This window comes from Dokdonia sp. R78006, assembly GCF_042466145.1.
GTDB lineage: Bacteria > Bacteroidota > Bacteroidia > Flavobacteriales > Flavobacteriaceae > Dokdonia.
On record NZ_JAXHBU010000001.1, the window covers coordinates 2,651,042 to 2,664,882 of the forward strand.

General features: G+C 39.3%; 11 protein-coding genes. 2 read left to right on the forward strand and 9 right to left on the reverse strand.

The features are described from left to right. Positions 1–45: 45 nt before the first annotated feature. The 6 genes from SJY37_RS11820 to SJY37_RS11845 form a co-directional block, all read right to left on the reverse strand. Positions 46–2,223 carry a radical SAM protein gene (locus tag SJY37_RS11820; RefSeq protein ID WP_298324629.1) on the reverse strand — a complete coding sequence of 726 codons (2,178 nt, stop codon included), beginning with the start codon at positions 2,221–2,223 and terminating at the stop codon, positions 46–48. Between the two features lie 90 nt (positions 2,224–2,313). Continuing rightward, complete coding sequence (locus tag SJY37_RS11825) at positions 2,314–2,787, reverse strand: nuclear transport factor 2 family protein (RefSeq protein WP_298324631.1); 474 nt, start codon at positions 2,785–2,787, stop codon at positions 2,314–2,316. A gap of 5 nt (positions 2,788–2,792) precedes the next feature. Further along, complete coding sequence (locus SJY37_RS11830; protein ID WP_379953115.1) at positions 2,793–3,683, reverse strand: dienelactone hydrolase family protein; 891 nt, start codon at positions 3,681–3,683, stop codon at positions 2,793–2,795. Between the two features lie 82 nt (positions 3,684–3,765). After that, a complete protein-coding gene (locus SJY37_RS11835; protein WP_379953116.1) occupies positions 3,766–5,316 on the reverse strand; it encodes a M20/M25/M40 family metallo-hydrolase in 1,551 nt (516 codons plus the stop codon). Between the two features lie 118 nt (positions 5,317–5,434). After that, complete coding sequence (locus SJY37_RS11840; RefSeq protein ID WP_379953117.1) at positions 5,435–7,171, reverse strand: alpha-amylase family glycosyl hydrolase; 1,737 nt, start codon at positions 7,169–7,171, stop codon at positions 5,435–5,437. A 78-nt stretch (positions 7,172–7,249) separates the two neighbouring features. Then, a complete protein-coding gene (locus SJY37_RS11845; protein ID WP_379953118.1) occupies positions 7,250–8,206 on the reverse strand; it encodes a tRNA dihydrouridine synthase in 957 nt (318 codons plus the stop codon). A gap of 154 nt (positions 8,207–8,360) precedes the next feature. Here SJY37_RS11845 and SJY37_RS11850 point away from each other — a divergent pair, with 154 nt between their 5' ends. Together SJY37_RS11850 and SJY37_RS11855 are read left to right on the forward strand one after the other, a co-directional pair. Further along, positions 8,361–9,161 (forward strand): helix-turn-helix domain-containing protein, encoded by an 801-nt coding sequence (locus SJY37_RS11850; RefSeq protein WP_379953119.1) that lies wholly within the window; start codon positions 8,361–8,363, stop codon positions 9,159–9,161. Between the two features lie 64 nt (positions 9,162–9,225). After that, positions 9,226–10,377, forward strand: a complete 1,152-nt coding sequence (locus SJY37_RS11855) for a serine hydrolase domain-containing protein (RefSeq protein ID WP_379953120.1) — start codon at positions 9,226–9,228, stop codon at positions 10,375–10,377. A 74-nt stretch (positions 10,378–10,451) separates the two neighbouring features. Here SJY37_RS11855 and SJY37_RS11860 read toward each other — a convergent pair whose 3' ends face one another. The 3 genes from SJY37_RS11860 to SJY37_RS11870 form a co-directional block, all read right to left on the reverse strand. Then, positions 10,452–11,735 carry an MFS transporter gene (locus SJY37_RS11860; RefSeq protein WP_379953121.1) on the reverse strand — a complete coding sequence of 428 codons (1,284 nt, stop codon included), beginning with the start codon at positions 11,733–11,735 and terminating at the stop codon, positions 10,452–10,454. A gap of 127 nt (positions 11,736–11,862) precedes the next feature. Further along, positions 11,863–13,407: a DUF2075 domain-containing protein gene (locus SJY37_RS11865; protein ID WP_379953363.1), complete on the reverse strand. Its 1,545-nt coding sequence runs from the start codon at positions 13,405–13,407 to the stop codon at positions 11,863–11,865. After that, entirely contained in the window at positions 13,394–13,816 is a 423-nt protein-coding gene (locus tag SJY37_RS11870) for a hypothetical protein (protein ID WP_379953122.1), read from the reverse strand. The genes SJY37_RS11865 and SJY37_RS11870 overlap by 14 nt, the downstream gene beginning before the upstream one ends. Positions 13,817–13,841 lie beyond the last annotated feature (25 nt).

The window sequence follows — 13,841 nt, forward strand, 5'->3', positions numbered from 1 at the left end:
TTCTTGTTACGCTTTCGCGAAAGCGTACCTCAATAATCTATTATTTTATATAACCAGTAGTCCTGCTTCTCGCAAACTGAGCATAGCCTTAGAATACCAGAATAACTCAAAATTTTCTTGCGTTTCCTCATACGAAGATTTGAGTGCTGCGTAAGTTGGTAATTTATCTTGATGTGGACTCGCTGTTTCTAGCATGTCAATTAGCCAAAGTGCATCTTGAGTATCTACGGTAATTTGTGTAGTTCCCGTTTGATCTTGAAATGTAAGCTCTGTTAATTCGCGCTTTTTCTTTTTAAATGTCTTTTGCATAGGAGCAAAGCCAAGCCACAAAATTCTAGAGGTAGATTTTGTATTAAACTGTAATTCGTCTTGAAGGCTATCTTCTATCACATGCGGATGTATGGTTGTGCGAGGAACCTCAAAGTCAAACCACTCTTGCAAGCCCTCATCAAATCCAATACCGTGCATGTAGTTGAATAGTGATTTCTTAAGTCCGTAGCTGAATTTGCTATGGTCTATTCCTGTCTTATCACTGAAATCTACATCATTATTTGCAAAGGTAATCTCGTTATAATGTGGAGTTACTCCGTAGCTCTCCGGGTCTTTGCCTACAGGGCTGTGCGTGGTAAGGGCAAATTGATGCCAGAATCCAGATTGTATAATGCCCAGCTCAAAAAGCTGGCGTACCATCTCAAGGCTATCTATCGTTTCTTGCTCCGTTTGAGTAGGATATCCATACATCAAGTAGGAGTGCACCATAATATCTGCTTCGGTAAAATTGAGTGTAACTTGAGCAACTTGTGCAACAGTCACTCCTTTATCAATAAGCTTCAATAGTCTATCTGAAGCGACTTCTAGTCCGCCAGAAACGGCAATACAGCCAGAGGCTTTGAGAAGTCTACATAAATCTTTAGTAAAGTTTTTCTCAAACCTGATGTTTGTCCACCAAGTGACTACAAGTTTACGTTTAATGATTTCTAGCGCTAGCGCTTTCATGAGCGCAGGTGGCGCGGCTTCATCTACAAAGTGGAAACCAGTTTCTCCTGTTTGTGCCACAAGCCCTTCCATACGATCTACGAGAATACTCGCAGCGATGGGCTCGTAAATTTTTATATAATCTAACGAAATATCACAAAAGGTACATTTTCCCCAATAGCAACCATGCGCCATTGTAAGCTTATTCCAGCGACCATCACTCCACAAACTGTGCATAGGGTTTGCAATCTCAATCACAGAGACATACTGATCAAGTAATAAATCTGAATAATCTGGAGTACCTAAGTACGCCTGTTTATAGTCTTGACGGAGCGTATTATTTTTATAAGTAACCTCACCATTTTCAAGAATGAATGTGCGCTTATAGGTAGGGTTTTCAACGTTTTGCACAACATCTTCTACGAGAAGTTCTACTGGGAGTTCGCCATCATCTAGCGTAATATAATCTATAAATTCAAAGACTCTCGTATCTGTTAATTCTCGTAATTCTGTATTAGGAAAACCACCTCCCATAGCCACTTTGACTGATGGATAGTGTTCTTTAATCCACTGTCCACATCTAAAAGCGCTGTATAAATTTCCTGGAAATGGAACCGAGAGTAACACTAGTTTTGGTACGCTTTCGCGAAAGCGTGCTTCTAAAATCTCTATAGTAATCTCATCTATAATAGTAAGATCATCTTGTAGCGAGGTGTATAACTCATCAAAAGAGTTTGCACTCTGCCCCAATCGCTCTGCATAGCGACTAAACCCAAAATTAGGATCAATACACTCCACAATAAAATCTGAGAGATCTTCTAGAAAAAGAGTGGCAAGGTGTTTTGCTTTGTCTTGCATTCCCATCTCACCAAAAGCCCACTCCATATCATCTAGCTGATCAAAACGAGAAGCACGTGGTAAGAAGTTGCCGGTGCATATTTGTCTAGCGATGGTTTGATTATTTCCTTGTAAGAACGAAATTACGTCATCAAGTAGCTTTACATAGGTATCTCGCATTGCGTAAATACGCCTGCAATTATCTGAAACAATGGTATCATGCTCGTGAGCAATCTCAAAAAGCCTTGTAAACTCCTTAGATGAAAATAGTTGCAAAATAACCTCTATACCAAGATCCATCTGGAATGACGAAATATCCTTAGTATTTAAAAACCCTTTAATATATGCCGTAGCAGGATAAGGGGTATTGAGTTGCGTAAATGGCGGAGTGATGAGTAAAATATCTTTCAAAAAGAATGCTTTTTCTAACGGGGCATAAAGATACTTGAATTACTCCACACTATTGATATGAGCATCGTGACACTTTAGAAGTAAGACGTCTTATTGCGGATTTCTTTCCATGTATTTTTTAAGCATCCCGTTGGTCTTTTTTTGAATCGAGTTACGCATAAAACCTGACCATCCTAATAAAGCTCCTGGCAACCCAAGTGCTTGTTTGGTCCAGCTATACATGTCGAAAGTATCGTGATGTTCTATGATTTTGCCATCCTTAAATGTAAAGTTTGCAGTCACATGATTTACTACGGGACGTTTTTGTGGTCCGTATGGATAGCGGGCCGTCCACTGCGCGCTTCCAGTGATGGCGGTGGTTTCAATGTTACTATAACTCACTTTATTGGCTCCTTTACCACGCTCGATAAGCATGTGCCACATGGCTTTTGCTTCTTTGCCATGTAAGGTTCCAAACGCAGGATCAGAAAAAATTATATCATCGTGATAGCAAGCGGTCATTCCTGCTGCATCTCCGTTAGTAAACGCCTTGTAAAATGTTTCAATAAGAGTATTGTGGTTCATAAAGACTAGGCCTTGAGATATGTATTAAAAAATGTTATCGTTCTATCCCAAGCGAGCGTAGCGGCTTTCTCGTCAAATCGGGGAGTCGTGTTATTATGAAATCCATGATTGACACCTTCATAAAAGTGAGCCGTATGCGGAATATTATTTGCAGTAAGCACTTTTTCAAAAGCGGGCCATCCGGCATTTACTCGCTCGTCGAGTCCTCCATATTGTAGTAGGAGCGGAGCTTTGATTTCGGCGGCTTGCTCATCATCCGGTTGTCTTCCATAGAACGGCACAGCTCCTGCAAGATCAGGTAGTAATACTGCCATCATATTTGAAACCCATCCTCCAAAACAAAATCCTACCACAGCAACTTTGCCATTACAGTCTTCATGGTTTTTAAGATAGTGATAGGCAGCTATAAAATCTTCTAGCATTTCTAGACGGTCGCGTTTGCGTTGCATTGCTCTACCATCATCATCATTACCAGGATAACCACCCAGCGGACTTAAAGCATCTGGTGCTAGGGATAAAAATCCAGCTTTGGCAGTGCGTCTTCCTACATCTTCTATGTACGGATTGAGACCTCTGTTTTCATGCACAACAATGACTCCAGGTAATTTGCCTGTTGCATTTGCAGGTTTTGAGTATAATCCTTTAATGCTTCCGCCACCTTTGGGAGAATCGTACTGAATGTAGTCGCTATCGATAGTAGGATCATCTTGCGCCACGGTTTGCGTTGTTTCATAATCTGGTGTCATAAAACTAAGCAGCGCAGGTAGCGTTACCGCACCCACAGCAAACACAGATAAGCGTTCGATAAAGATTCTTCGGTCTATTTTATTATGTGCATAGTCGTCATAAAGATGAAAAACTCCTTGAGCAATATCTTCTCTTTTTAATGGTTTCATAGGCTTTTGGTATTTTTAATAGGTAACGATGATTTAAAAAAGAGATGGGTACACTTTCGCGAAAGCGTACCCATTATTTTAATTAATCCATTCCTCCTTTACGAGTAGGAGATCTAGGAGTAGGCCATTCTCTAGGCTCTCCAGAACGACGATCTATAGGTAGTACCGCTCGCTCACGAGAAGTAAACTCTGGATCTTCACTAGCCATGTACGTTAATATTGCTGTAAGAATTACGTTGTTACGTATATCGTCAAAAACGATTTTATCATAGGTGTCACGGTTGGTGTGCCATGTATAGTTCCAGTATGACCAGTTAAGGCTGCTCAGGCTAAATCCTGGTGCACCAGCTGCTTGAAAGGATGCATAATCAGATCCTCCGCGTGCAGGAGCTCCTGGAAATGTAGTCTCAATCTCATCTGTAATTTCATTTGGCACTGCATTAAGCCATCTACTAAGATAGTCGTAGCTTCTTAAAAATCCGCCACCATTAAGGCGTACTACACGTCCAGTACCGTTATCTTGATTAAAAGATGCTTGCACCTTTGCTACAATCTCCGGATGATCTTCTACAAATGCTCTTGATCCGTTAAGACCTTGCTCTTCACTTCCCCAGTGACCTACAAGAATAGTGCGCTTTGGGTTAGGATAAATTTTCTTTAAAATACGCATAGCTTCCATCATAACTAGCGTTCCCGTACCGTTATCTGTTGCTCCTGTACCACCATCCCAAGAATCAAAATGCGCCGAAAGTATTACATACTCTTCTGGTTTTTCGGTTCCTTTTATTTCTGCAATAGTGTTGAAAGCAGGTACCGCTCCAAGTTCTTTTGAAATGGCTGTGATGTTGATTTTAGGTGTATGTCCAGACTCAGCAAGTCGGTATAGCATCCCATAATCTTCTAGTTCTAAATCTACGGTTGGGATTTTCTTTGTGCGTGCACTAAAGATTTTATTCACGCCAAAACCTCTTGACCAGTTTGAAGTAACAATCCCAACAGCTCCAGCATTTTCTAGTGCTTCCGGGAGACCTCTACTCGTAAATCCTGTTCGTTGTATGTTATCATTCCATAGGTTAGAAAGTGAGTCGCGTTGTCTTTTCATTTTAGCAAAAGACTTTTCGGTTGCAAACTCTTCCCAGTTATAATCTGGTCGTCCTGTGATTTGTGGCATGGAAAGGAGTACAATTTTTCCTTTTACATTTTTAAGCCATCTTTCAAAATCCTTAGCATCTTTTACAGTAGGTAAAGTGATTACTTCTGCAGTAACTCCTTCTTTTGATGTGCTAGGATTCCATGCGAGTTGTGTACCGCGTAAACTTTGTACACGTGGTTCCAGCATGTCTATGTGTGAGATACCACGTTCCCAGCCGCGCCATTCTCCGTATTTTTCATTTCTTGCTTCAATTCCCCAAGATTTGTATTGCGCTACTGCCCAATCATTGGCAGCCTGCATTTGTGGCGTTCCTACGAGTCTAGGTCCTAATACGTCTGTAATTTCATGTGCTAGTGTTTCTAGTTGCGAGTTGGTGGTTGCTTCTTTAATAAGCGCCTGAACGGTTGGGTTGTCCTTTTGGGCAAATAGCGAAGTACTTAATACAAGTCCTAGCGCTAGTGTGCTGTATTTTAATTTCATTTGGATTGGTTTTTAAGATGGTAAAAGTTACGAATGCATTTTAAATTAAGAGCAACATCATTCACAATAAAGCAATTACACGCTTGTTAATTAAAATTATGCAGAGTTTTATGATTAATTAGCTATTAGCAATGACCGTTTCTATACCATTTAAAACATGAGTAACTGTAAATGAATAGTCAGCGAGATTTGCTTTTAAGGTGGCTGTATCATCGTTCTGTTTCCAGCTGATTTCCAACTGGCTAACATCTTCACTTTTTATGGACATCGTTCCAGAAAAAGCCGCAGCAGTGTTACGTAAACGGAGTAAGTCCAGTTGTTTTAAGACCACAGCTTTTTCTAGTCCGCGATCAATATCTTCTTGTGTTAATGTAGTTCGGTTGATTTCTTTATGACCTCCTGTTCCAGCAGCGTCTGCCGCCTCATAATCATTCTTTCCTGCAAAGAGGTCTAAGTACCAAACCTGCGGTATTCCTGGCATAAATACTTGTAGTGCACGAGCGAGTAGGAGCTTGCGGTCATCTTCTCCTAAGGCGCTGTAAAACGTTGCGTTTACTTGATAGTAGGAGATTTTGTTTCCTTCGGGATCATATATATTCTTGACACGCCCACCACGATTTAAAATAGTTTCAATAATGTGTTCAATTTCGGCGTCCTTTAGAAGTCCTGGATGGTTGTTTCCTTGTGCATCTGTGATTCCTTTAAGGTCGAGCACGGGAATCCCATCGTGGCAACCTAGCATATTTACGGTTTTGTAACCTTTAGCAATAACTTCTTGCGCCCAATGTATAAAGGCTGTTGTATTTTCAGTTTCAATGGTGTGAATAACAAGCCCTGGGAAGAAAAAATCATAGATTTGATATCCTTCAGAAGCTACTTCGTCGTGTAGACCTAATCCGTATTCTGAGTGAATCTCAGGAAGTAAGGTAAGACCATATTTTTGAGCAATTTGATTAATTCGCTCTAGGTATGTCCACGTTCCTGGTTTGTTGAAAAAGTTAGTTTGCCCCACTTCCTTATGCAAGTATGCAAAGGCATCTAGGCGTAATATTTTACACCCAAAATCGGCTACTTTTTTTAGTGTTTCATCATAAAAGTCCCACACCATTTCTGAGGTGCCGTTTACATCCATTTGCCCTAGGTAAGAACGTCTTTGCTCTATAATCATTACAAGCTCTGGAATGTGAGGTGTTACGCTTTCGCGAAAGCGTACTTCAGAAATATCATATCCACCAGCAATCGCATTATTTACAAGTGCTACCGTATCCTTTTTATCTTCTTCTGACAGTTCGTTTAAAGTTTCTAAATCTTCAATCGTTATCGCGTGATACGTAATTTGCTGATAAAAAGTGTTCCAGTATGCACGTTCTGTACCATCGGGAAATAACACCTTAAGCACAGGCAGGCCTGGCTTGCGCATGAAGAGTTTATCGAGATATTCCTTTTTTGGAACTGCTACGCCGTTTTTATAAGAAGCTGTGTTGTTCTCCCAAAAGGTATTCCAGTCAATAAAAAAGTCTTTGTAGATAGAGTTGTCACCGTTTTCTAGCATGTCTTTAAACTGTGGTGAGCCTACAGAAAGATGGTTAAGCACAATGTCAAACTTAAGCATGACATCTAGCTTTTTAAGAGCATCAAGATCATCTTGCGAGACAAGATCCGTATTGATGTTATAATCAACTATCGAAAATCCGCGGTCTAGGTCGCTATTAAAAAATGTAGGCAAGACGTAAAATAAGGAGAATACATCCTGTAATTCTGGACGTTGCAGTAAAGCTACGGTATCGCTTAGTTTGTTACCTATACTATCTGGGTATGCATTAAGCATTACCCCGTTGGGAATCTTAGACTTCATAGACGCAAATTAATTATGAAATCTAAAAATAGCGAAATTGATAGAAGAAAACGCTTTTATCAACCGCTTAGCGTAAAATTATTGGGCTCTACGCTGCGCTGCGATAATCTCGCCAACGGCTTGCCTATATTTTACAGGATTTCCTGCCTTTTTAATTGCCTTATACACCTTTTGCGGATTGTGAGTAGACTGAGAGAAAAACTCCCAGAAGCCTAGCATCTTCATCTTGATAGGCGTAGGGCCAGACAATGCAGCATCATACTGCTCGTAAATTGTATCGTGAAAAGCTCTAAAAGTTTCCCAGCGTTTTGCAGGATACTCCGTCGTATCTGCTTTGATCATGCTTGGTAAAAACGGATCTGCAATGAGACCTCTACCTATCATAAAATGCTCGATAGAAGGAAATAACTCTCGCATTTTTCTAAACTGCTCGACGCTTGTAATATCACCGTTGTAGTATAGAGTGTGTTTTGCAACGTCTATACATTTCTGGAAACTTTCAAGATCAACACCACCTTTATACAGCTGTTTACCAAGCCGTGCATGAATAGCCACATTTTTAAGCGGATATTTATCTAGCACTTTAAAAGATTCTAAAATCTCATTTGGGCTCTCATAACCTAGGCGCATTTTCATAGAGATGGTCACATTAGACTCGCTATGTGCGCGATCAAGAATATGATCAATTTTTTCTGTGTTACAGATAAGCCCAGAACCCATTCCGCTTTTTGTAACCATCGGGTAGGGGCAACCTAAGTTCCAGTTTAGCTCTGTGTAGCCTAGCGATTCTATATATTTAATCACAAACATAAACTCATCTGCGCTTGCCGTCATCACCTGTGGGATTACCTCAAGTGTCGTGTTTGCCGCAGGATCAAGGTCGCGTTGATAAGAACCCTTTATCGCCATCTTCCCGTTGAGACGTATGTAAGGCGCATAGTAGGTATCTATACCACCAAAAAATTGCTGTTGCGCATTACGGAATCTAAAGTCTGTAAAGCCTTGTAGCGGTGAGGAAAGAAGGGTATAGGGCATTGTTTGTATTTGGTAGCAAAGATAAATTTAAAAAGGATGGTATAACTTATGTTTTTTACGCTTTCGCGAAATGAATTCGGGACGAGTTTTGCGAGAGCGTACCTTTCTAAAACAAATCCTCTTTGTATCCTCCATATATTATGACTAGCTTCGGATGGTGATTCTAGCACCTTCCATCCCAGAAATTCAAAAGCATATTGATCATTATTGGATACTCAATGATGCAGGAATTTTATCACTTGGAAGTCCGTTTATGTATGCCTATCCTGGCATTACGCCAGATATGATTATTGTATTAGAAGGGCATTACACGATGACTTACATGGGAAAAACGTATCATTCTGATGCGAGTAGGCTTTTTAGCTTCATTCACGATCAGGTTTACCTTGATTTATCTGCTCTTAAGCGATGTATTATTGTGAAGTTTAAGTCACGTGGTCTCTCATCCTTACGTCCATTTTTACGGGCAGATGCGCAAACAATTATGCGTGACTCTGTGGCGTGTCTAGATGATGTTTTTGGCGTTGCAATTAACAACTTCATTAGCTACTTAGACACACTTCAAGCTCCCCAAGTCGTTACTGCATTAGATGAATGGTTCCTCGAGCAGTATAATAAACAAGCAGAAGGTTTCGTGGTAGCAATGGCGCAAGAAATAAGCACCACTTTTGACATGAAAACCATCATGGATGCTACGGGATATTCATATAGCACTATGGAGCGTCATTTTAAAAAAGACACAGGGCTTACTCCTAAGCGGTTTCAGTCGTTGCAACGTTATAAACTTGCCTTACGAGAGTTGTACATCACTCGTAATAGCGACTGGCAGCATTATGTAGTCAAATATGGGTATTACGATCAGTCGCATTTTATCAAAGATATTAAGCGCTATACCTACCTCACTCCGGGGCAATTGTTAAAAACCGCTGCTTTTATAAAAGTGCGACCTATGTAATTGTGACGAATTTTTACAATGGACGTTTTCGCGAAAGCGTCATCTTTACCAAAAATAAAAACCAATGAAATTCAGATACTTTTATATTGCTCTTTGTGCTTTGCTTACAAGCTGCGGAACTTCTCAAAAAGCTGTTGATTATGATGCAAATCCAGCTATTAATCTTCAGCGTATTTTAGATGAAGAGACAGGGGAGAAATTGGCTCACTCTACGGGCTTATCACTCACCGTAATTTCGCCTAAACTTGATATTGACTTTACAGGTGCAGCGGGCTTTGATAGTTTAGAAAAGGATAGAAAACTTGATGCGGCACAACCTTTTAGGATTGCAAGTCTTACAAAAGTATTTGTAGCAGTAGCTATAATGCGCTTGCGCGAAAATGGCCAACTTGCATTAGACGATGCTATTACACAATACATTAGTCAAGAGCATATTGAGATACTAAGAAAAGGCGGTTATCATCCAGATGCAATTACGATACGTCAATGTTTAAATCACTCTAGTGGCTTTTATGATTATGCCGAAGGTGGTCCAGAATATATAGAGTTAGCTTCAAAAACGCCCTCAAGACGATGGACGAGAACAGAACAAATCCAGTTTGCGATGGATTATGGCAAGCCACATGCTGCAGCAGGAATAGAGCAGCATTATAGCGATACAGGATATATATTACTAGGGGAGATTATTGAAAAAACTACTAACACAGGACTAGCCGAAGGCTTACGAAGTCTTTTAAAGTTTGATGAAATAGGGATGAATGCCACCTGGCTTGAAACCTTAGAACCTAAGCCAGAAGGATTACTACCGTCTGTAAAAAGATACGTGGGAACGCTAGATGCGTCAGACTGGGATGCCTCTGTAGATTTATATGGTGGTGGCGGTCTAGTTTCTACCACAAGAGATTTAGCGATGTTTCTTCAAGCGCTTTTTGACGGGCAAATTTTTGAGCATGAAGACAGTCTTGCAGTAATGCTTTTACAAAAGGATTATGATGCTTCGGGAAAGCAACTACCTGAACAGCGACTAGGTTTTGGCAGTATACAAGGAAAGAAAAATGATATTGTAGCCTATACTCATTCTGGTTTTTGGGGTACACTTTTTATTCATTTCCCTAAGTATCAATGTAGCATCGCAATTAATGACACTAACGATGCAGATAGCGAAGCTTTGCAACGTGTTATTAATTATGTGCTCTGGTTAGGTAAGCAGTCATAAGTTGTAATATATACTAAAAGTTCCCTGCTTTTTTACGCTTCCCGAAGTGAATTCGGGACAAGTTTCGCGAAAGCTTATTTCCTTAAAGATGAGGCTTTATCATTACGTAGCGAAAATCGATAAAACAACATAGAAGCCACAAGTCCTACCGCAGAAAACGCAGCGAGTAACCATAACACAGCCTCGTGACCCGCACGACCAGGCATGCCGTCTAAAAAGTAGCCAATCATAGGGCCAGCAAAAATATCTGGTGTGTAGCCTATAAATGAAATAACGCCCACAGCAGTACCCGTCAGATATAACGGAATATTACCTTCCTTCATGACTGCAAAATACAGCACACGCGCAGCATACACACCTACGGCTGTGATGATTATAGATAGAAAAAATAGTAGCGTAGTTCCTTCATGAAGCACTCCCGAAGCAAATAGTATGGCGCCAAAAACTGACAGCACAAAACCTATCATCAAGTATATAGAAGCTCTAGATCTATCTGCTAGAAAACCAATAACAACGCCTACCACAGGGCGAATAAAAAGTAAGAAAGTACCCGTTTTGGCAGCGTCCACCTCATTGTATCCCATGACTACATTTGCGTATAGCGAGAAGATATCTGTGATTTTATAGCCTACATATGCGCATAAAATAATAATCATTAATAAGGGCATAGAGGGAAGTTTGAGTACCGTTTTTATGGTATTCAAAGTAATTTTTTCCTTATTTATTTCTTGTGCTTCTACATCACTTTTAAGAAAGAAGAATACAAGAACTCCAATAATTGCTACAATGGCAGAGGAGTAATAAACCACAGAAGTAAACGCCTCCGCTTGCTGTTCTGGTGATAGTTCACTTCCATTATCAGGAGCAAACAGCGAAAAAATAAATACTCCCAACGCTCCAAATAGCGCACCTACAAGGCCGCGACCACCATCTAGAAAGCCGAAGGCTTTCCCTTGGCTTTTCTCACCACCCCAAACACGTGTGGCTTTTATCATTGCCGCCCAAAACAAGAAAATCGTCGTAAAACCCCAAAAGCCATACAGCACTTGCAAGGTAACTAGCGACGGATTATTGGCATATACCAGTCCGCCTAGGGCGGTGAGTACAAGTGCCACCCCCATTAACTTACGAGGAGGAAACCTATCTGCCAGCGGACCGCCAAAAAGATACGACACCAGCGCTACCAGACCATAAATAGAAAAGCAAAATCCAAGCTCTGTGTTGTTTATCTCAAATACATCAAGCACCGTCGCCCTAAAAACCCTAGCTAGCACAAATGGCAATATAAAAACCGCCTCACCCGCTAGTATAAGCAATAGGATGTAGGTGACGGAATGTTTTTGCGGTTTGGCGTCCATAGGTTGAGTGGTGGAAGTGTTTTACTCAAAGATATGGTTTTGGTGGGGATGGATAGATTATTGTAAATATTTCAATTTTGCTTTAATCTAATTTATAGAAAATGTGATTCTTAATAAAGTAATAGATCTAGATTTCTTTTAAACCAACTTCTTTCAAATAATTAAATGTTTTATCATAAAATTCATTTGGTCTTGTATGATCAATTTTGTAACCTTCTGGAATAAACAAAACCATACCTTGCCTCGCTCTGGTTAAAAGTACTCTATATGTATTTTTAAGATATTCTTTATCAATATCCTTATTGATATTTTGCCATTTAGTTCCTTTAAAATTCTGGTATTTCCAACCATTTTCTGTCATATGAAAATTTCCACCCCAAGCAACACAGGCATAGTCAATTTCAAGGCCTTGAATATCAAACTCCGTAGCTACTTCTTCCAAAAAAAATGACGATCTAATATCTTCTTTACTATTTAAAAACCAGTAAGGTGCGGATATTTCATTTTTTACGTCAACCCCCAAAGGTTTTAATCTTCTTGCTCCAGATGAACTTATTAAGCCAATTCTTTCACTCCCTTTTGCTTTATTCCTTAACCATTTTTTCGCTGTTTTTAAACATCTTGTTACTAAAATTGGGTAAAGCTCTTGAATTTCGGAATAAAGAGATTGAGTCCTTGCCAACTTTATATCGAGTAATTCATGAATAAAATTGGATAGTTTTTCAGATCTAAAAGATCTTAAGGAAACCGCAAGATGTAAATCATTTTTACTTACACCATTACTTTTGAGCCATTTGCGTGATGCGTCTAATTTCAAATAATTGTTATTCTCCAGAATTGTGTTTGAATAAAATATATTCCAATTAGAGAAATGGCTTTCTAGCGATTGTATCCATTCACCTAACCCAGCTTCCCCTGTATTAATTTCTTGTCCACCTCCAATTAAGCAAACAATTGTGCACCAATCAGAGTGCCTGTTCATTACATCTATTAAAAGCTCAGGTTCGGATTTATTGAAATTTTCGTAGCCTTTTTTTCTCTTCATAAATGAACTTAATTGTTCATTGGTCCAGGCTCTTTGCGCTTCATCAAAAACTACAACCTTTTCAATTGGAGCTTTGTCAGATAATAAATTATCATCTCTGAAGTGATGGATATTTTGAATGAAAGCATTGGCATCTATTGAAGCTGTTTTTTTTGTCAGTTTTTCTCCATTTTCTTTAGCAGTTAAGACTTTATCTCTTGTTAATGCCTCTCTTAAAACATCGACAAGTGGTCCGTTTCCTGATAAGAATACTGCATGTTCATTTTCATCAGTTTTTTTTCTTTGGACAGCAATGTTCAAACCAGCTAAAGTTTTGCCCGCACCAGGAACACCCGTAACAAAGCAAATAGATTTTGATTTAGTTATTTTGGATTGTTCAATAATTGAATTTAAACTATTTGAGGTTTTAGAAAGGTTGATGGCTCCAGAATCTGACCTTGAGATTTCCTCGATATTGTGATTTTTATATAAAGCCCTAGCAGCCTCAACGATCGTTGGTGTTGGTTTATAAATAGAGTTTTCCCAATATTTAATATCAATCGGAGGATTATGTACGTTTACATAATATCTAATTGTATCAGATATGAAATATTGATTTGATTTTGCGGCATCTTTATGAGAATAGATACTCTTTAGTTATTGAAGCATTAGTAGCAACTAATAATGGTACGAGACTTAAATGATGACTCCCTTCGTGAAAGTTCTTGAGGTCAATAGTATAATCAATTACCTGTTCAATGGCATGTTTCTCATATCCTCCGTCTCCAACTTTAAACTCAACAACGAATACTATATCATTTATAATAATAATATTATCCACTCGCTTACCCATTCTCGGAATTGCAAATTCAAAATAGACTTTACCTGTAAAACTTTCGAGTTGAGTCTTTAAAATTTGAATTTGTTTAATCCATGCATTAATCTGTAGCTCTTCTAGCTTTCTGTTGCTATGATTAGTAGTTAGATGACCTAGTATGCTCACTTCTGTTTCTAATAAAAATTGCTGTATAGAATTTGAGTAGTAGGCTCTTTTCATAAATGATAATGCTTAGGAATAATGA

Coding starts and splice junctions, on each gene's coding strand:
- SJY37_RS11840 (WP_379953117.1), bottom strand. CDS start 7,171: ATGAAGTCTAAGATTCCCAACGGGGTAATGCTTAATGCATACCCAGAT.
- SJY37_RS11825 (WP_298324631.1), bottom strand. CDS start 2,787: ATGAACCACAATACTCTTATTGAAACATTTTACAAGGCGTTTACTAAC.
- SJY37_RS11870 (WP_379953122.1), bottom strand. CDS start 13,816: ATGAAAAGAGCCTACTACTCAAATTCTATACAGCAATTTTTATTAGAA.
- SJY37_RS11845 (WP_379953118.1), bottom strand. CDS start 8,206: ATGCCCTATACCCTTCTTTCCTCACCGCTACAAGGCTTTACAGACTTT.
- SJY37_RS11830 (WP_379953115.1), bottom strand. CDS start 3,683: ATGAAACCATTAAAAAGAGAAGATATTGCTCAAGGAGTTTTTCATCTT.
- SJY37_RS11860 (WP_379953121.1), bottom strand. CDS start 11,735: ATGGACGCCAAACCGCAAAAACATTCCGTCACCTACATCCTATTGCTT.
- SJY37_RS11855 (WP_379953120.1), top strand. CDS start 9,226: ATGAAATTCAGATACTTTTATATTGCTCTTTGTGCTTTGCTTACAAGC.
- SJY37_RS11835 (WP_379953116.1), bottom strand. CDS start 5,316: ATGAAATTAAAATACAGCACACTAGCGCTAGGACTTGTATTAAGTACT.
- SJY37_RS11850 (WP_379953119.1), top strand. CDS start 8,361: ATGGTGATTCTAGCACCTTCCATCCCAGAAATTCAAAAGCATATTGAT.